A 16,211-nucleotide genomic window follows, 5' to 3' on the forward strand; every position below is an offset into this window, starting at 1 on the left:
TTTCCTGATAAAATTTCTTGTCATGATTGTCCGAAGTCGCTTCTCCACCTTTTTCACCGATCTCCTGGTAGAATTCTTTGTCATGGTTCTTCGCTGTTTGCTCTCCGCCTTTACGGCCAGCTTCTTCGTAACTCATTTTGTTGTTGCTGTTGTTGTTACTGTTTGCCATAAATAAAATCCTCCTTAAGTTTGGTAAATGGTGTTGTACGATTGTACATTTTTTATATACCTCGTGAGAGCAGAGTTAAACGAAAATGTCGGTTTTTAACATTTTTGTAATTTAATTTTTACTATAGAAGAGTAAACCCTCTTAATAGAAGTGCTTGCCGGGGAGGTGTATGATACTTGTAGGAAATAAAATAAAGGAGACTTGTTACATGGAATACATCAAGCGGGGAACAAAAGCCTTCAAGAATACTAATCTTGCTCTTTTTGCAGGCGGATTCAGCACCTTCGCCATCCTGTGGGGAACACAGCCCCTGCTGCCGGAAATCGCTCGTGATTTCAATGTCTCACCCGCCACTTCAAGTCTCAGCCAGTCTTCTACCACTATTGCTCTCGCCATCAGTCTCTTAATCGCAGGATCCTTGTCGGACGTATATGGAAGAAAGTCCGTCATGACATTTTCTCTTCTGGCTTCCTCCATCCTTGCCATCTGTACGGGATTTGCCACGGGGTTTCATATGCTTGTAGCCGGGCGGATCCTGCAGGGCATCACACTTGCCGGGCTGCCCGCCGTCGCCATGGCTTACCTTGGTGAAGAAATCGAAGGGAAAAGCCTGGGGATGGCCATGGGATTATACATCAGCGGAAACTCCATCGGGGGAATGTCGGGACGGATCATGAGCGGCGTCCTTACCGATTACTTCAATTGGCATGTCGCCTTGATGGGAATCGGGATCATCAGCTTATTATCGAGTATCATCTTCATGACCCTTCTACCACGGTCTGTCCATTTCGAACCCCGGGCCTTCAAGCTGAAGTCATTGGCCGGTTCCCTGCTCAGTCAATTCAATGTGCCGGGACTCACGTTTCTGTTCACCATCGGGTTTCTCTTGATGGGCGGATTCGTCTCCCTCTACAATTACATTGGATTTGAGCTGATCGCTCCACCCTACTCCCTCAGCCAGACCGTTGTCGGCTTCATTTTCATCGTCTATATCGTCGGCACCTTCAGCTCAACGTGGATGGGGATGCTTGCTGATCAATATGGAAAAAAGAGAATCCTGCCGCTGTCTTTAGTCATCATGCTTTCTGGCGTGATAACGACCCTGCACCCGAATCTCTGGGTCAAAATGATCGGGATCGCTGTCTTCACATACGGGTTCTTCGCCGGCCATTCCATCGCAAGCAGCTGGGTTGGACGATTGGCCGTCCATGATAAAGCACAGGCTTCGGCCCTCTACTTATCCGCCTATTACGCAGGTTCCAGTGTCGGCGGTACCGTCAGTGGAAGCTTCTATCACCAGTTCAACTGGGCCGGTGTCGTGTGGATGATCGTGGCTCTCTCCGTCATTTCAATTGGCATTTCATTTATGTTAGGGAGAAGGGACGTAATACGATCAATATAAAAGAGGACTTGCCGAGAAGTCCTCTTTCTTTGGCCTTATCCCTTCACGCCTGCTTCAGGACCCCAGGATCCCTGTAATTTTCTAATATAAAGAATTTGCCCTGCATGGTAAGTGGTATGGATGGTGAGGTGGGCAATGACCTCCACCCATTTTGTCAGACTCACTTCATCAGCCTCATCGACCGCCTTCTTCCATTCTGCCATTAATTGATTGATCCGTACTCCCGTTTCCTCCCAACTGAGACCATCCTTATTCCTAAACGTACTTTCCCCCGTCCTCTCTTCATTTTCAATCCCTTTCAGCTGATTCAAGTGACGCTGATTATAATAGATGAGGTGATGGATGATTTCAGAGATGGAATTGCTCCCTTCATTGGGCTTCCACGTGGCTTGTTGTTCTGTGAGGCCGTTAATGGAATTGATCAATGAGACGAACCAGGTATTTTGATCGTGGCAGGCTTCGAGTTGCATGAGTAGAACTTGTTTGGCGTTCATTTGTTTTCCCTCCTCCTGTATTTGCCTATCATTAATACATTCCAGATAGAGCAGGAGGTTTCCTCTTTTTATTTGGAGTGAAGCGTGAGGCATTAAAAATGGACCTTTACTGTTTCATGAAATGTCATCCCAAAGTACTGATACTCGATGATCACCCGATGTACTTCTTTGTCGTGGAACACATTCACAGCATAAATCCTGTCCCACTTGGAAGCAGTCCCGGCATCTAGACTCTCCATTTGTTCAGCATGTGTTGGCCCCGCCTGAATTTTGACGTCCTCTATATTTTTGAAACTGATTTCTTCCGGGAGATTATCCTTTGGCCCACCAGTTATCGCGTATCCTCTCAGGAGATTACTCACCTGCATCTTCACCTGTTCAGGAGTTTCATTATGATTGACCTTAACCCCCATCACTTTCGCATCCTTAAATCCATGATTGGTGATTCCGACCAGCACAGTCGTTCCATCCTTATTTTGTCCAATGGTACCGATTTCCAAGGGAGGATTCTTCTTAATAGAAAAATACGTTCCTCCCCCTACTACCATCACAAGCAGTACAGCTGCAATCCAGCATTTCCTCATCCAGCTAACCCCTTTTTCTCCAAATGTCCTACTCTCTCTCGTCCCTTTATGAAAATGAATGACATAGATCTTAATAACCCTAATAAGGTTGGGCAGGAGCGACCAATTCCCTGAATGCCAGTGGCTGCTCGCACACCAACTCCACTTTGCCTTTCCACGGATTACGGGAATACCGCCTCTTATCACGCATTTTCTTCATTTTAGCCTCTCTCGAAATCCCCCTTAAGGGACCGTATTATTAACAAGATTCCCACAACTGCGATTAAAACCGCCAATCCAATGGGAACGATACCAATGTCCCGCATAGCAGTTCCATAAATCCCATATCTTCGGTCCCAGCCTAATCCATCCGCCTCATCCAGCATGCGCGAATAAACGGATGCCGCTATAAGCGTTGATCCATAAAGAATCGAACTGGCCACTAAGCATGTTAACCCTGTCAATAATGGTTTCATCACCACACACCCTATCTACCAAAAAACTCCGGCAGCTGAACTCCCAGATCGAACAAAGCACTCGTCACAAGGAGAATCAGCACCGGAATTACAAAAAGTATCATCACGAAAGTACATGATTTATTCGAAGAATCATCCCGTTTTTTCTCACGGTAAAGCTCTTGAACCCGCTTCTGCTTTTCCTTCGTCATGTGTTCCTCCTTTAAGGAGCACCATTTTTGACACTCCAATAAATCTCCGTCTCCTCATCACAGAAGAATCCCTCCAGATCAGCTGACTTTACGATTCTACTCAATGTCTGTCTGTCACCACAGATCATGGAAAAATGACTGTCCCAATGGGTAGTCACAAGGATTTTCTGATCGTGGGTGAAGAGGTTTCGACGTTCCCGATGAAGAATGATGCCATCATCATGTATAATATCGTCCATATGCTCAAGCTTTCTTTCTGTGCAAAATTCATCCCCGCACCATATCCAGTTATATCCTTCTTTTTTCATGGCACGGAGCAGATCATCCATGACGAGGTCTGGGAAGAGCCCCTCGGAAGGAAACACAATCTTTCTCTCCTCACACACTTCCATGATACGTTTGGCCCAGGTTCGGTTTTCATATTTTTTATTGAGCCCAAGGACGATACTTCTGAGGCCGATATCCACTTCTGCCAAGTTCGATAATCTGGATGTCCCCATGAACTCCTGCCAGGTGATTTTCTCACAATGATCCACCATCTCCCGTTTACCGGGATACGTATCCGGATTAAACAATGCGAAGTCGATAGTCAGTGGCTTAATAAATGGATGGAAGAATATGAATATGTCTTCAAATACATTTTTATAGAACTCTTTTATCGGCATGTCCGCATCTGAACACACTGAATAACGATACGGTTCGGGTAACACTCTGTTTTCAGACATTCGCCCCCTCCTTCACACTCTAAATTATTCGCCAACTCGCAGGGATAATCCTGTTTTTTCCATAATCTCCATGTAACTCATTTGTAACTGAATTCTCTTACACTTGACTCATTAGATGAAAGGGGTTGGCGTCTTTTGTTGAAAGGTAAACAAGTGTGGGTGACAGTTGTTGCGCTTATGTTGTTAGGGGCATGTACGTTGTTTCCGGGTTCTTCTATTGCTGCAGGTCAGTTTCTGAACGGTTCTTATGGGGGAAAGCCCTACAAATTGTATGTTCCTGAACAGTATGATTCAAGCAGGGCCTATCCTCTGTATGTGATGCTTCACGGTTGTACACAGGATGCAAGTCAATTCTCCACAGGCACGAAGATGAATACTCTTGCGGATGAAAAAGGGTTCTTGGTCCTTTATCCGGAACAAACGAGCAGCTCTAATTCCAATAAGTGCTGGAACTGGTTTGAAGCAGCCCATCAGTCCCGTGGAAGTGGGGAACCTGCTATCATTGCCGGGATGGTCAATTCTATAAAGAATGACTATTCAATCCAGAATGAGAAAGTATATGTGGCGGGACTGTCAGCCGGCGCCGCCATGAGTGTAATCATGGGGGCAACTTATCCAGATCTCTTCTCAGGAATCGGTGTAGGTTCAGGGCTTGAGTATAAGGCGGCGACAAGTATGACCGGGGCATTCACTGCCATGTCGAGTGGGGGGCCGAATCCAGGGACACAAGGAAGACTCGCTTACCAGGCAATGAGCAGTCGCGCATCAGCTTTGCCCGTCATCGTCTTCCATGGGACCTCTGATTATACGGTTAGTCCGGTGAATGGAGATCAAGTCATCACTCAGTGGTCAGTCACCAATGACTTAGCACAAAACGGATCGGAAGACGGGTGGATGGATGATCAGCCTGACCGGACAGAAAATGGGGCAGTATCCGGCGGAAGAAGCTATATCGTCAACGATTATGAAGGCGGTGACGGAAAGGTTTGGATGAAAAAGGTGAAGGTCCAGAACATGGGGCATGCATGGTCCGGCGGGAGTTCACAAGGGAGCTATACAGATCCACAAGGTCCCGATGCGAGCCGGATGATGTGGGAATTCTTTCATTCATTCAGTGGTGATGACAACGGTGGAGGTGACGAGACAGCACCCATTACGATAGCTACACCCAAAGGGGGAACCTATTCTCACCCCATTGAGGTAGAGCTTTTGACGAATGAAGAGGCCGACACCTATTATACAACCGACGGCTCGAATCCAACAGTGCAATCCACTCTGTACTCAAGCCCCATCCAGATCACGGATGATACGATCCTTACATTTTTCAGTCAGGACCGTTCAGGGCAAAAGGAAGCGATCAAACAGGAGGTATACGTGATAAATGAAGGCGCTCCAGATGACCGGATCACCATCGCCTCCACTCCAGATGAAGACGGCTTTTCCGGGAAATTCATTGCAGATGGGAAAGGAAACGATGACATCAAAGTCGGTGATAAAGGCATGTACAATATCGATACCTTTAGAGGGATTCTATCTTTTGATACGAGTGTGATTGAGAACATGACCGTAGAGTCTGCCACGATCCGCCTTTACACCAAATCCCTTACCGGAACAGTTCCTTCCATCACTATGGATATCAAAAATGGAACCTTTGGCAGTGCATCCATTGAATCTGGCGACTATTCCGCCAGTCCGAGTCTTACCAATATAACCAGCTTTCCCACCCCTGCCACCTCAAGCTACATTGATGTGGAAATTCCCGCTGGCGCCATCTCACAACTGAACAAAAATGAGAAAACACAATTTAAACTGAAGGCTGAAACGGTCGCCGGTTTTACTGCGAATCAGGCTGTGTTTTACGGGGGCGGCAACGGGGAAACCTCACCGACCCTCATCATCAATGGAACGAATTAAGGATTCACTTCTTTTAAAACCATCAGAAGTCCCAGGGCTCCTGATGGTTTTCATTCCTATCAAAGATGAACTTAAAACCCCACTCCCATCAACCCAGCCATAAACAACACGATAAACAGTATAAACCCAGCCGGAAACACGACCAAAATCACCGCCGATGCCTTCCTCCAAAACCCCGGCTCACTATACCAGGAGGAAAAGGCTGCGCCACCGAATCCAAGTAACATGATCCAGATCCATAACTGGCCAATCTGTTTCCCGACAAGGGACTGTAAAATCAGGAACGTGACAATCAGAATACTAAACGATAGCAGACCAAAGTATTTTTTCATGTCATCCTCCATTCATATTGAATATCCGGCAGATTCTCCTCATTCTCGTGACCCCTGCCGATCACCACAAATCCGTTCTTTTCATAAAAGCGCTGCGCATTCAGATTCACTTCAAAGGTGTATAGAGTCAAGCACCCGCTGGACTTCGCTTTCGCTTTATCCAGTAACAACTGCCCGATCCCGAGTCCCTGGTACTCAACATGAATGTATAGCTGGCTTATTTCCCTTTCATTATATGCCGCCATTCCGGCTACTTCTCCGTTTTTCAGTGCTAAATCAACTTGGAAGTCTTGGGGAAGAATATGAGTTAAAAAATGCAGGTGACTGTCCACTCCATGTTTTTCCTTTTGACCTATGGCACGTTCTTTACTTTCCCGCCACATGACCACGGTTTCTTCAGCGTACTTTGGATGGAAGGGAATAATGTCTGCTTTCATCCATGCACCTCCTCAAGGGTCTTTCGTGTATTGAAATGCAATTGTTGATAAAATGAATGATAAGGCAATAAGTATCGGTGTTACAATAAGGCTGTTTTCGCAAACTTTGTTGCTCTTAAATTAGTGAGTGCTAGTTGATTTCCACTACAGGTGCTCGCTTTCCGCGGGGCGTGAGTTGAGCCTCCTCGGGCTTTCGCCCTGCGGGGTCTCAACTTGTCTAGCTCCGGCGGCTAGCCCCTCGAGGTCATAAGCCAAATGGACCAAGAAGGCAAAGAACGCCTTCTTAGCCCATTCATCTTATGCTTGTCGGGACTGAACGAGCCGCCTCCGCTTTTCTGCATTTCCCGCTATTCCCGCAGGAGTCGAGCACCTTCCGTTCCAATCAACTCTCAAAGCGTGTGTGTCTGAAATAGACATATATAAATACCTTACGTTCTAACTCTACCTTCTTTCTAAGTGTTGAGTGAACAACGCTCAGCTCTTTCTATCCAACACCGGTTACAGAGCTCAGGCAACAAATTGTTCAAGAACAACAATCTTTACGATAAGAGCCTACAATAAACAGCATCGCCATATCGGTTTTAACGTTCCACGGCACGAAAGCTTCCCATAGAAAAGCCGTCCCTTTCCATAACACGATGAAAATAAACAGCGTAAATACTAGATAAATGAGCCTTTCCACCAATCGTTTCATCATAGGCTAAAACGTCAGGGAGTAAAAGGAATAGCCAAAAGCGATGATGCCGGTTGCCATCCCTGGACTTTTCACGTTATCTTTATTATTTAGCATAAAATATAAACCCGTACAGAGGAATCCAATGAAGAATCCGATTGTAAATTGAAAGACACCTACTGCAAAACCCGCCACCCCAATAATTTGAAACACAGCAAGCCACTTCTTTTTCATTTCCATGTGTCCACCTCTTAACCAGCAGCCATTATTTTTTATCTTTTAATATCGAAAAAATCAAAAAGGAGATCAAGATTAAAAAGACGATCCCGACCCCACTCAGGATGTCGATGATACCATTAACAAGAAAGAGCATTTCTATAGAATCCCCCCGCGTTTTTTCTAATTATTTCAAATAATGGGATGTTTCTCAATCCTTTTTTTAGGTGCAAGAAAGAGAGCTTACCTTCCAAAGGTAAGCTCTCTCATTTATTCTTCCGGAATGATATGCAACATTTCCAACACTTCCACCGTCAAATTCTTCGCTTCAGTTCCGCTTCCGTCCAGATTTACAGCGAATACCCAATTCCCTTTGGCACTTTCCACATAACCCGTGTACCAGCCGAGGCCGTAATCCGATAGACGTGTCCCGGTCTTTCCGTGAATGGTATAGTCGTCCTGTTCTTCATTGATCATGATGCGTTTCACCGTTCTCATCTGCTGCTTGTCATAGGGAAGGGTCTCTTCCACAAGCCCTTCGAAAAAGTCTGCCTGTTCACGGGCCGATATTTTCAAACTGCTGTCGAGCCAGAAAGAATCGATTCCACCTGAGATGTCTTCATTCCCATAATCCATCCGCTCCAGATTTTCTTTCATTCTCTTCTCCCCGATATCACGTGCCATGGACTGATAGTACCATATCACGGAGTATCTCATGCCCGAGGCAAGGGTGTGGTCCCTGTTCCAGTCGGGAAATTCCCTTACTGTCCCGTCCCATCTCTTGACCTCATATTCATCCTTGACGGCCCCTGTCGTCAATCCAATCAGTGCGTGGGGCACTTTATACGTCGATTCCGGGGTATACCTCCGCTCGCTCCTCTTCCTGTTATAAATGAATTCCTTCTCTGTCTTCACGTTCCGGATAATGATTGTCGCGTCCTTTCCATTCAGCATGCCGGTGATCTCAGATTGGATATTAGTCTTGGCATCGGCATAGGTTCCTCCCAAGACGATAAGGGTAACGCTCAGTACAAGTGCTGCCAATCGTTTCATTTCGTTCAACTCCCATTTAATTTACTAGAATGACAGGCCATTCGTCCATGCCCCCCGTTCTTGTTTTCTAGTATACTGACAGAAAAGGAATCGCCCCATGTCGTTTTTCATAGACTGTACCCATACAGATCGGGAGGAGATCAGGATGTCCCTTGCAAAATTCGAAGAAATCATACGTTACATCGAAGACTTGGCCGAGTCAGGAAAACTCAGGCCAGGAAGCCGCCTGCCATCAATCAGATCACTCGCTGAACAGTATTCCTGCAGCTTGAACACAGTCATTAAAGCGTACAATGAATTGGAGTTCAGCCACAAAATTTATGCCGTGAATAAAAGCGGCTATTATCTTGTCGAAGATTTTCCTTTTAAAAGGCAACGGGATTCAAGCGTGCCCCTTTATGATTTTTTATCCGCAGGTCCCGACAAGCATGCCATGCCCTATCTTGATTACAAACACTGCATGAACCAGGCGATCGACCGGTATAAGGAGGATATGTTCACCTATTCCGAACTCCTTGGGCTACTCTCCCTCCGCCGGGAACTGGCCCGTCAGCTGCGGGATCTCCAGGTATTCACGATCCCGGAACGAATCGCCGTCACAACGGGATCCCAACAGGCCCTTCATATCCTGATCCGCCTCCCATTTCCCAATGGAAAAAAGGTCATTTGCACCGAACAGCCCACACATCCGAGCTTCATCGAATCATTAAGGGGGCAGCCCAGCGTCGGCATTGAAGTCGGAAGGGACGGACTTGACCTTGAGCGGCTGGAAACCATTTTTAAACAGAATGACATTAAATTCTTCTATGTCGTCTCCAGGTTTCATAATCCTACCGGCCACAGCTACACCAATGAGGAAAAAAAGAAAATTGTCGAGCTTGCAGAAACGTATGATGTGTACATCGTTGAGGATGATTATATGGGGGATCTGGATCCAGATTTAAAGCAGGACCCCATGTTTGCCTACCAGCCTAACGGGAGGGTCATCTATACAAAGAGCTTCTCCAAAACCCTCCTCCCCGGTCTCCGTCTGGGGCTTGCCGTCCTGCCTGTGGAACTGATAGAAGGATTTACCCGTGCCAAATTCGCTTCCGACGTCCACACTCCTGTCATCACCCAGGGAGCTTTGGAGATTTATTTAAAAAACGGAATGTTCGCGGCCCATATTGAAAAGATCCGGAAGCTGTATCAAAAAAAAGGCGTATTGCTTCGTGAGGCGTATCACACCTTCATGCCTGAGGGGACGTTCTTTACTTGCCCGACATCGGGATTCTACTCTACCGTCAGGCTGCCTTCTCATGTAAAAGCAGACCGGCTCATTGAACGATTAGGGAATAGAAATGTTCTCGCCCAGAGCACGGAGTCCATGTACCTAACAGATATGAAAAGAGATGATGAGCTCAGACTCAGTGTGTCGCATGTGGAGGAGAATATGATCAGGGATGGGATCGAAGTGATGGGGCAGACGATTCGGGAGTTGGTGGCAGAACGGGAAAAAGGATTGATTTGGAAATAGATTCTAGGGAATAGGGTCGAAAATTCCTTATCCAGGAATTCCCCTACATCCCCATAAAAAAACGAAAACCGGAAGACTCCCCTCTTCCGGCTTCCCTCTCCATTATTTTATAATCGTCGACCCCTGCAGCAGTTCCGGCTTCGCGCCAAGGATCAATAAAAATAATTTCGAGTCACTGATTTGTCGGTGCTTTTTCATGATGTCTTTAAGCTGTACGATATGCGGATGCTCTTTCAGCTTTCGAACTTCCTCTTGATAGAGTGAGAGGATCGAGTCTCTCACAAACTGCGGCTCGTAATCCGGCAGCTCCTTATCACGGAGCAGTGACCCCATGTATCCGTACTTCAACTGTAATTGTCTCGTCAGGCTTGCGACGTGGACGAGCTGCTCATTCAGTTCAGGGTATGCTTGTTTCAGCGATTCCACATCTCTTTTCGCTTCATGCAATTCGTTCATTCCAGCAAGCATTGTGGTCATGATGCTTCCCCTCCCAAGTTCCAAGGTTTCTCGAGTCCGATGATGTCATTCAGGATCTTACTCTGTTTGCGGCGAACGCGTCTTCTTTCCGCCCGTTCCTTTCCTGATTCGAACAAAAATTTCTCTTCTTCTGTTTCCGGTACAATTTCCGCCACCTTGACAGGCTTTTTATTTTCATCGAGTGCGACGAAGGTTAAGAAGGCTGTTGCCGCCATTCGTCTTTCTCCCGTGATCATGTCTTCGGCAATCACCTTGCAGAAAATCTCCATTGATTTATTTCCGACATACGAGACGAAGGATTCGACGCACACGGAATCACTTTGATGGATCGGATATAGGAAGTCGATGGAATCCGTTGAAGCGGTCACACATTCCTTCACCCGGGCATGACGTCTCGCGGATAATGTCGCATTGTTATCGAGCTTTTTCATCAACACCCCTCCGAACAGGGTATTGTAGTTATTTAAGTCATTGATCATTACCTGATCCGTGCTGACGACCAGACTCTCTTTTGGATGCTTCTTGTTTACCATGAAGAACAAGTCCCTTCTGTTTGTGTAATGGTATTTCAAACGTTTGATACCCAAAGTGTACGCCCCGAAGTAGGATAAGTGAAATGAATGTTCTTTATCATCATCATAGATATTGTCTATGCAACGGCTTACAACCGAATGGTATCAATATCCACTTTTCCAAAATAGAAGACAAAAAAAGAGCATTTCTTAGTCAGAAATGCTCCCCATCAATCGTTCCTGGGTAAAAGTCAGCCACTCTTTCGTGGCATAGGATAGATACTGATTCTTTCTCCAAATGATGGCGAGGTCCCATTCAATGACGGGCTTTACGACGCGGATAGCGACGAGGTCCTCCTTCAATTGCTCATAGACGCTGTTCGGCAGGATCGAAATGCCGAGTTCCGCTTCAATCATTTTCCCGATGAAATCCCACTGAGAACTTTCAGACACCACTTTGGGGATAAAACCTGCTTCTTTACAAGCCCCGCGGATCCGGTCATTCAGCGCAAAGTCCTTATTAAAGAGAATAAGCTGTTCGTCTTCAAGCTCTACTAATTTCACCTGCTTCCTTCCGGCCAATCGGTGCGTCCTCGGTATCACGATCCGGAGTTCTTCCCTCATAAACGAAAAATGGTGAAAGTCCTCCTCTGCAGCAGGCAGGACACCAACCCCCACATCGAGCTGATCAGCCAGGATATCCTCTTCAATCCGCTTCGTCCCATTTTCGATCAGCTGAAATGTGATCCCGGGATAAAGTGCATGGAATTCCCCCAGCACCTTAATGAACTTGCCCGCGTCCATGATCGGTGGCAGCCCGATGCGGATATGTCCCCGCTGCAGACCGATCAGATCATCAAGTTCATGCTGGACATTCTCAAACGCCTTATCGATCGTCTGGGCCTGCTTTAAAATCGCCCGCCCCGCATCCGTCAGCACGAGCTGCTTCCGGGAACGGTCGAACAGCTCCACACCGAGCTCATCCTCCAGATTCCTGATCATCTTACTGATCGTCGGCTGGGTCACAAACAAATGATCCGCCGCACGGGTGAAACTCTTGAACCTCGTTACTTCTATAAAATATTTTAAGTGCCTGATGTCCACATGCTCACCTTCTTTTACGATGTCAAATTCGTTATAATCATAACAAACTTATTATAGATGTGAAGGATGGCGAATCGTTTGACTACCAAACCAACCTATCAAACATGGATACGAATGAACAAATTATTTATTTTCTTAGGTATATCACTACTTCTTCTCCTGGTGACATTATTCCCCATTCCGGTATACCTACGCCTTTTATCCGGAATGCTTGCACTGCCGTTTCTATATATCGCCTTTATCCTTAGTTATTCTACCTATCAATTTGCAGCTTTTGGTGGGAGTTATCAGTCCAAGATTCATGATGTGATTGTCTCCAAGGTAGATGATGGCAGTGGAATAATCCTTGATATAGGTACAGGGAGCGGCTCTCTGATCATCAAACTCGCTAAGAGATTTCCCCATTCATCGTTAACCGGGATCGATTTTTGGGGTCAGAATTGGGAATATTCGAAAGGACAATGCGAACAAAACGCAGAGATCGAAGGAGTTTCAGATCGGATCCATTTTTTAAAAGCAAGTGCCTCTAAGCTCCCTTTCCCCGATGCGGAATTTGATATCGTTGTCAGCTGTCTGACATTTCATGAGGTGAAGGATTCACGGAATAAAACGGACGTCATGAAAGAGGCACTAAGGGTGATCAAGCCTGGAGGTACTTTTGTCTTTATGGATCTCTTCCTGGATGAAAACACATTCGGGAAGAAAACAGAACTGGTAGCTGACTTGACGATGCACGGGGTAGTAGAATTGAAAGAGTACAAACTGACAGACATCCTCCCTCTTCCAAAGATCTTATGGAACAAGAAAGTATTGGGAAATGCGATGGTGTTGAGTGGGAAGAAAGCGAAATAACAAAGCTCAGAGCAGAAAGTTGCGCTCTGAGCTTTATTCACTTAAAGGACCCGATTCCCATTATATGTATGATGGTCATGTGCCATCAACTCTCCCCTTTAAACGACAATCCCTTCTCTACAAGCACCTTCCGAAGCTTCGGTATGGACGATGGACCCATTCCATGAAAAGCAAGAAGCTCTTTCTCGCTGAAGGAAGCCAGCTCTTCCAAAGTCTTGATTCCGTTATTTGCTAAAGCTCTTCTCGCCGGACTTGCGAGGATGGATAGGAAGCCGGTTTCGGGTTTTTGTTCTTTTTCACAAATGGGACAACTTGGGCAATCACTCTTTTTCACATAGGTGTGACCTTTGTCGCAAATTTTCACGTTTCCCTCTAAAGTCATGTTATCGCTTCTTTCTTTTTAGGAATCAATGTCATGGCATTCAAAAGAATCGTCCCGATGAGAAGCACAGCTGCCCCCAACGCCACGGACCCCGATATGTCCATAATCGCGGACCAGTCCCCGATTGTGACCAGATGATAGTGATAAAAGATCTGAAAAGATAAGGATACGGCACATGCCCCCATGCTCAACATGGTAAAAGCGACGTGATTTTTTCTGCTCTGGAACAGGTTCACCACCGGAAGGGTCCATGCCAGAAGTCCAAGCAGCAGGCTGCCGATATTTAGCCATACTATCATATCATTTCCCCCTTACTTGCATTGTTCCTGGTCCTCCACACCCATGATGCTAAAAGGAGGACCATACCGATACAAGTAGCGATCAGATTGTACACAAGAAAGTCTCCCGTTTTACTATAGTATATCGTAAGTGTCCCTCCAAAGATCAACATGATGGAGACCGATAAACGAATAAGATATCCATTCATTTTCATACAATCCCTCCTATTTTTATTATTCCAAAATATGTTACCCTATTCAATCCTTTCCTCATGATAAAATAGAAAATATAACCAAAGGAGTCTGATAACGTGAAATACATCATGATCGGGACGGCTTGTCTGATGGTCATCGGAATCATCGCAGGCACGTTCATTTTTGAAAAAGAGCCCAACGTAAAGCAACCGGCAACACCAGAAATAAACGATCCCGGCCCGCCTCCGCTTCAAGCAGTGAACGAGACTACTGCCCCTGTAGGATACTCCCTTCAGCAGGATCAGCTGCAGATTACATACAACCAGGGCGATGAGTGGGTGAAAGTACCAATTGAAACGGAACTTCTATTCGAAGGGGAGTATAGCGGAAATAAGGATGAGTTAATCGAAGACAGCTATGTCCTGACAAAAAATAATGCTGCCTTCTTATATGGCCATGACTACAGCTCTGCCGATAAAAGCATCCGGTTGCTCTACTCAAAGAACAATGGGGAGACATGGGAAGACGCCTTGGTGACAGCCTCCTCTCCGCCCATTCGTTTCAGGAAGGTAGGTTTTCTCAATGAATCCGTAGGCTATATAATTCTTTCAGCAGACCGGACGATGTCACAGGAAATGATAACCGTCTACTTAACAAAAGACGGGGGGAAAACGTGGAAAGAAATGCCCCGCCCGGACATCACCCGGCTCATATATGACGGAGGCTTTATCGACGAGGACACCGGCTTCCTCTCATTCGGCATCCTCAACCCTGAAGAACCGGACCTCCATGTCACGCAGGACGGAGGACAATCTTGGAGCCAGGCATCGATCGAGATCCCGGATCAGTATAAAAGGATCTTTGTCATAGCGGAAGTCCCTTTCAAAGAAGACGATCAACTGGCTATCTATGTCACTCAAGGTCCGAACGGTGATTATGAAGGCGGCATGGTGAAGGGGAAATTTATCTCAGAAGATCAGGGACGGACCTGGTCATTCACAGAGGAGGTACAGCCTGATGAAACCCACTAACAAAATAACAGGGCGTCTACTTTTCGTCCTTTCCATCGCCCTGTTCATCTTTCAAATGGGATACTTGTTCCTGCACACGACATATGAATTGGAATACATCGATAATCGTTTATTCTATTTATTCAATATCCTGATGGTGGCGGGCATAGCCGTTTCTATCTTCCTCCTCTTCACCATACCTAAAACGTGGAAGATCACTTCGTACGTGATAATGGGTATTCTCATCCTCCTTCAAGGTGGATTGATCCTGAACCATAGTCAACAAACGAAACAGATTATAAGCTTTTCACCAGATACGAAAAATCAGTTCGTCTTAAAAGAAGTCAGAAAAACGGGGGAAGCCGTCTATTACAGAACCTATTATCGGATCTTCGCCCGCCCGAAAGAAGTCCTCCCCTACGAGACAAAAGGGGAATTTAAGTTAAAATGGCTTGAAAACGACATTGCGGCGTTGACCTATCAAGCCTCTGACAACAGCACCCACCAGTTCATCGGAACATATGGCGCGAGAGATTCCGGGATTTCCTATACCTATGTGGGACCGACGATTCAGGGTCAGTGGAAAGGACATGAAGCCAGAATTGACAGCACTCCGAAAGGAATCTCCATCAACTACAATGGAAAAACCGGGCAGTTTACCTGGGACGACGTCGTCCAATTCGGCACCACTGCCATCGTCCTCGTCCGCGACGGAGAAGCAAAGTGGACCATCGGATTGAATGAGAATTTTCAAAGTCACTCCAATGATCCAAAACCTCCTTCCGGGGAGATTACTTTATATGAAGCCAGTATGGATCCTGTAGATCCGGTCAGACTTTCGTTTATTAAATAGAAAAAAGCCGGAATCCATTGATGCTCCGGCTTCTTTTTATGCCACTTCCACTCGTGGAGATATGTAAGTGATGTAAAAGTGGGAAGGAGATCATAGATAAAACTGAAGGTTCGATCATAAAACAAAATCCTGACTCCCTTATCTATTGTGGAGGAATTCTATATGAATAGGACTCCTCTCTTGGGCAGAAATTCCTCTTATAACCAATCTCCCCAAATACAAAATGGGGTGTTCCATAAAATCACGGCCCCCACTTATAACGATTATCGTAATAACCCAATACATAACAACCGAGATGATCCTATTGACCTTTTCGGATTTGAACACTCATTTTCAACTCCCCTCAATATCCCGTTAGTTGAAAATCGTCTCAAATGATTATATTTT

22 protein-coding genes are annotated in these 16,211 nt (G+C 46.0%); 6 read left to right on the plus strand and 16 right to left on the minus strand.

The annotated features are described in order from the left end of the window. The coding region (locus BAA9072_RS15540) for a KGG domain-containing protein (protein WP_201715600.1) at window positions 1–169 on the minus strand (169 nt) is incomplete at its 3' end. 208 nt (window positions 170–377) lie between these two features. Here BAA9072_RS15540 and BAA9072_RS15545 point away from each other — a divergent pair. Next, window positions 378–1,571 (plus strand): MFS transporter, encoded by a 1,194-nt coding sequence (locus BAA9072_RS15545; RefSeq protein ID WP_201715601.1) that lies wholly within the window; start codon window positions 378–380, stop codon window positions 1,569–1,571. 35 nt (window positions 1,572–1,606) lie between these two features. Here BAA9072_RS15545 and BAA9072_RS15550 read toward each other — a convergent pair whose 3' ends face one another. From BAA9072_RS15550 to BAA9072_RS15570, 5 genes are all read right to left on the minus strand, one after another. Further along, on the minus strand, window positions 1,607–2,065 hold the full coding sequence (locus tag BAA9072_RS15550) for a DinB family protein (RefSeq protein WP_201715602.1): 459 nt from the start codon (window positions 2,063–2,065) through the stop codon (window positions 1,607–1,609). Between the two features lie 92 nt (window positions 2,066–2,157). After that, entirely contained in the window at window positions 2,158–2,649 is a 492-nt protein-coding gene (locus tag BAA9072_RS15555; protein WP_201715603.1) for a hypothetical protein, read from the minus strand. A 200-nt stretch (window positions 2,650–2,849) separates the two neighbouring features. Further along, window positions 2,850–3,104: a phosphatase gene (locus BAA9072_RS15560; RefSeq protein ID WP_201715604.1), complete on the minus strand. Its 255-nt coding sequence runs from the start codon at window positions 3,102–3,104 to the stop codon at window positions 2,850–2,852. A gap of 11 nt (window positions 3,105–3,115) precedes the next feature. Then, window positions 3,116–3,295, minus strand: a complete 180-nt coding sequence (locus tag BAA9072_RS15565) for a hypothetical protein (protein WP_201715605.1) — start codon at window positions 3,293–3,295, stop codon at window positions 3,116–3,118. An 11-nt stretch (window positions 3,296–3,306) separates the two neighbouring features. After that, window positions 3,307–4,020, minus strand: coding sequence for a DUF2711 family protein (locus BAA9072_RS15570; protein ID WP_201715606.1), 714 nt, complete (start codon window positions 4,018–4,020; stop codon window positions 3,307–3,309). 135 nt (window positions 4,021–4,155) lie between these two features. On the opposite strand from BAA9072_RS15570, the gene BAA9072_RS15575 reads away from it, so the two are divergent. Continuing rightward, window positions 4,156–5,934: an extracellular catalytic domain type 1 short-chain-length polyhydroxyalkanoate depolymerase gene (locus BAA9072_RS15575; RefSeq protein ID WP_330999302.1), complete on the plus strand. Its 1,779-nt coding sequence runs from the start codon at window positions 4,156–4,158 to the stop codon at window positions 5,932–5,934. 71 nt (window positions 5,935–6,005) lie between these two features. Here the strand turns inward: BAA9072_RS15575 and BAA9072_RS15580 are convergent, their stop codons facing one another. The 4 genes from BAA9072_RS15580 to blaOXA form a co-directional block, all read right to left on the minus strand. After that, complete coding sequence (locus BAA9072_RS15580) at window positions 6,006–6,266, minus strand: hypothetical protein (RefSeq protein WP_201715607.1); 261 nt, start codon at window positions 6,264–6,266, stop codon at window positions 6,006–6,008. After that, window positions 6,263–6,703, minus strand: a complete 441-nt coding sequence (locus tag BAA9072_RS15585; RefSeq protein ID WP_201715608.1) for a GNAT family N-acetyltransferase — start codon at window positions 6,701–6,703, stop codon at window positions 6,263–6,265. Before BAA9072_RS15585 ends, BAA9072_RS15580 begins: the two co-directional genes overlap by 4 nt. 700 nt (window positions 6,704–7,403) lie before the next feature. Next, the gene (locus tag BAA9072_RS15590) at window positions 7,404–7,616 is read right to left on the minus strand and encodes a hypothetical protein (RefSeq protein WP_201715609.1); all 213 of its coding nucleotides are present in this window, start codon (window positions 7,614–7,616) and stop codon (window positions 7,404–7,406) included. Window positions 7,617–7,862: 246 nt separating this feature from the next. Next, window positions 7,863–8,645 (minus strand): class D beta-lactamase, encoded by a 783-nt coding sequence (gene blaOXA / locus BAA9072_RS15595; protein WP_201715610.1) that lies wholly within the window; start codon window positions 8,643–8,645, stop codon window positions 7,863–7,865. Window positions 8,646–8,790: 145 nt separating this feature from the next. Between blaOXA and BAA9072_RS15600 the strand changes: the two genes are divergently transcribed. Beyond that, complete coding sequence (locus BAA9072_RS15600) at window positions 8,791–10,161, plus strand: aminotransferase-like domain-containing protein (RefSeq protein ID WP_201715611.1); 1,371 nt, start codon at window positions 8,791–8,793, stop codon at window positions 10,159–10,161. A 102-nt stretch (window positions 10,162–10,263) separates the two neighbouring features. Here the strand turns inward: BAA9072_RS15600 and BAA9072_RS15605 are convergent, their stop codons facing one another. From BAA9072_RS15605 to cidR, 3 genes are all read right to left on the minus strand, one after another. Continuing rightward, window positions 10,264–10,638 (minus strand): hypothetical protein, encoded by a 375-nt coding sequence (locus BAA9072_RS15605; RefSeq protein ID WP_201715612.1) that lies wholly within the window; start codon window positions 10,636–10,638, stop codon window positions 10,264–10,266. Then, complete coding sequence (locus BAA9072_RS15610; protein ID WP_201715740.1) at window positions 10,635–11,171, minus strand: acyl-CoA thioesterase; 537 nt, start codon at window positions 11,169–11,171, stop codon at window positions 10,635–10,637. Before BAA9072_RS15610 ends, BAA9072_RS15605 begins: the two co-directional genes overlap by 4 nt. A 189-nt stretch (window positions 11,172–11,360) precedes the next feature. Next, window positions 11,361–12,254 (minus strand): cidABC operon transcriptional activator CidR, encoded by an 894-nt coding sequence (cidR, locus tag BAA9072_RS15615; RefSeq protein ID WP_201715613.1) that lies wholly within the window; start codon window positions 12,252–12,254, stop codon window positions 11,361–11,363. Between the two features lie 66 nt (window positions 12,255–12,320). Between cidR and BAA9072_RS15620 the strand changes: the two genes are divergently transcribed. After that, window positions 12,321–13,106: a class I SAM-dependent methyltransferase gene (locus BAA9072_RS15620; protein WP_201715614.1), complete on the plus strand. Its 786-nt coding sequence runs from the start codon at window positions 12,321–12,323 to the stop codon at window positions 13,104–13,106. A gap of 85 nt (window positions 13,107–13,191) precedes the next feature. Here the strand turns inward: BAA9072_RS15620 and BAA9072_RS15625 are convergent, their stop codons facing one another. The 3 genes from BAA9072_RS15625 to BAA9072_RS15635 are packed head-to-tail and all read right to left on the minus strand — an operon-like array spanning window position 13,192 to window position 13,981. Continuing rightward, the gene (locus BAA9072_RS15625; protein ID WP_201715615.1) at window positions 13,192–13,488 is read right to left on the minus strand and encodes an RNA polymerase alpha subunit C-terminal domain-containing protein; all 297 of its coding nucleotides are present in this window, start codon (window positions 13,486–13,488) and stop codon (window positions 13,192–13,194) included. Further along, the gene (locus BAA9072_RS15630; protein ID WP_201715616.1) at window positions 13,485–13,787 is read right to left on the minus strand and encodes a hypothetical protein; all 303 of its coding nucleotides are present in this window, start codon (window positions 13,785–13,787) and stop codon (window positions 13,485–13,487) included. Before BAA9072_RS15630 ends, BAA9072_RS15625 begins: the two co-directional genes overlap by 4 nt. After that, window positions 13,784–13,981 carry a hypothetical protein gene (locus BAA9072_RS15635; protein ID WP_201715617.1) on the minus strand — a complete coding sequence of 66 codons (198 nt, stop codon included), beginning with the start codon at window positions 13,979–13,981 and terminating at the stop codon, window positions 13,784–13,786. The genes BAA9072_RS15630 and BAA9072_RS15635 overlap by 4 nt, the downstream gene beginning before the upstream one ends. 96 nt (window positions 13,982–14,077) lie before the next feature. Between BAA9072_RS15635 and BAA9072_RS15640 the strand changes: the two genes are divergently transcribed. Continuing rightward, a complete protein-coding gene (locus BAA9072_RS15640) occupies window positions 14,078–14,992 on the plus strand; it encodes a WD40/YVTN/BNR-like repeat-containing protein (RefSeq protein WP_201715618.1) in 915 nt (304 codons plus the stop codon). Next, entirely contained in the window at window positions 14,979–15,824 is an 846-nt protein-coding gene (locus tag BAA9072_RS15645; RefSeq protein ID WP_201715619.1) for a hypothetical protein, read from the plus strand. Before BAA9072_RS15640 ends, BAA9072_RS15645 begins: the two co-directional genes overlap by 14 nt. Window positions 15,825–16,211 lie beyond the last annotated feature (387 nt).

Origin of the sequence: Rossellomorea arthrocnemi (genome assembly GCF_904424705.1) — a bacterium.
Taxonomy (GTDB): Bacteria; Bacillota; Bacilli; order Bacillales; family Bacillaceae_B; genus Rossellomorea; species Rossellomorea arthrocnemi.

What these genes read in the sequence shown, in the direction of transcription:
- BAA9072_RS15545 (WP_201715601.1), top strand. Translation starts at nt 378, where the DNA reads ATGGAATACATCAAGCGGGGAACAAAAGCCTTCAAGAATACTAATCTT.
- BAA9072_RS15550 (WP_201715602.1), bottom strand. Translation starts at nt 2,065, where the DNA reads ATGAACGCCAAACAAGTTCTACTCATGCAACTCGAAGCCTGCCACGAT.
- BAA9072_RS15555 (WP_201715603.1), bottom strand. Translation starts at nt 2,649, where the DNA reads ATGAGGAAATGCTGGATTGCAGCTGTACTGCTTGTGATGGTAGTAGGG.
- BAA9072_RS15560 (WP_201715604.1), bottom strand. Translation starts at nt 3,104, where the DNA reads ATGAAACCATTATTGACAGGGTTAACATGCTTAGTGGCCAGTTCGATT.
- BAA9072_RS15565 (WP_201715605.1), bottom strand. Translation starts at nt 3,295, where the DNA reads ATGACGAAGGAAAAGCAGAAGCGGGTTCAAGAGCTTTACCGTGAGAAA.
- BAA9072_RS15570 (WP_201715606.1), bottom strand. Translation starts at nt 4,020, where the DNA reads ATGTCTGAAAACAGAGTGTTACCCGAACCGTATCGTTATTCAGTGTGT.
- BAA9072_RS15580 (WP_201715607.1), bottom strand. Translation starts at nt 6,266, where the DNA reads ATGAAAAAATACTTTGGTCTGCTATCGTTTAGTATTCTGATTGTCACG.
- BAA9072_RS15585 (WP_201715608.1), bottom strand. Translation starts at nt 6,703, where the DNA reads ATGAAAGCAGACATTATTCCCTTCCATCCAAAGTACGCTGAAGAAACC.
- BAA9072_RS15590 (WP_201715609.1), bottom strand. Translation starts at nt 7,616, where the DNA reads ATGGAAATGAAAAAGAAGTGGCTTGCTGTGTTTCAAATTATTGGGGTG.
- blaOXA (WP_201715610.1), bottom strand. Translation starts at nt 8,645, where the DNA reads ATGAAACGATTGGCAGCACTTGTACTGAGCGTTACCCTTATCGTCTTG.
- BAA9072_RS15600 (WP_201715611.1), top strand. Translation starts at nt 8,791, where the DNA reads ATGTCCCTTGCAAAATTCGAAGAAATCATACGTTACATCGAAGACTTG.
- BAA9072_RS15605 (WP_201715612.1), bottom strand. Translation starts at nt 10,638, where the DNA reads ATGACCACAATGCTTGCTGGAATGAACGAATTGCATGAAGCGAAAAGA.
- BAA9072_RS15610 (WP_201715740.1), bottom strand. Translation starts at nt 11,171, where the DNA reads ATGGTAAACAAGAAGCATCCAAAAGAGAGTCTGGTCGTCAGCACGGAT.
- BAA9072_RS15620 (WP_201715614.1), top strand. Translation starts at nt 12,321, where the DNA reads ATGGCGAATCGTTTGACTACCAAACCAACCTATCAAACATGGATACGA.
- BAA9072_RS15625 (WP_201715615.1), bottom strand. Translation starts at nt 13,488, where the DNA reads ATGACTTTAGAGGGAAACGTGAAAATTTGCGACAAAGGTCACACCTAT.
- BAA9072_RS15630 (WP_201715616.1), bottom strand. Translation starts at nt 13,787, where the DNA reads ATGATAGTATGGCTAAATATCGGCAGCCTGCTGCTTGGACTTCTGGCA.
- BAA9072_RS15635 (WP_201715617.1), bottom strand. Translation starts at nt 13,981, where the DNA reads ATGAAAATGAATGGATATCTTATTCGTTTATCGGTCTCCATCATGTTG.
- BAA9072_RS15645 (WP_201715619.1), top strand. Translation starts at nt 14,979, where the DNA reads ATGAAACCCACTAACAAAATAACAGGGCGTCTACTTTTCGTCCTTTCC.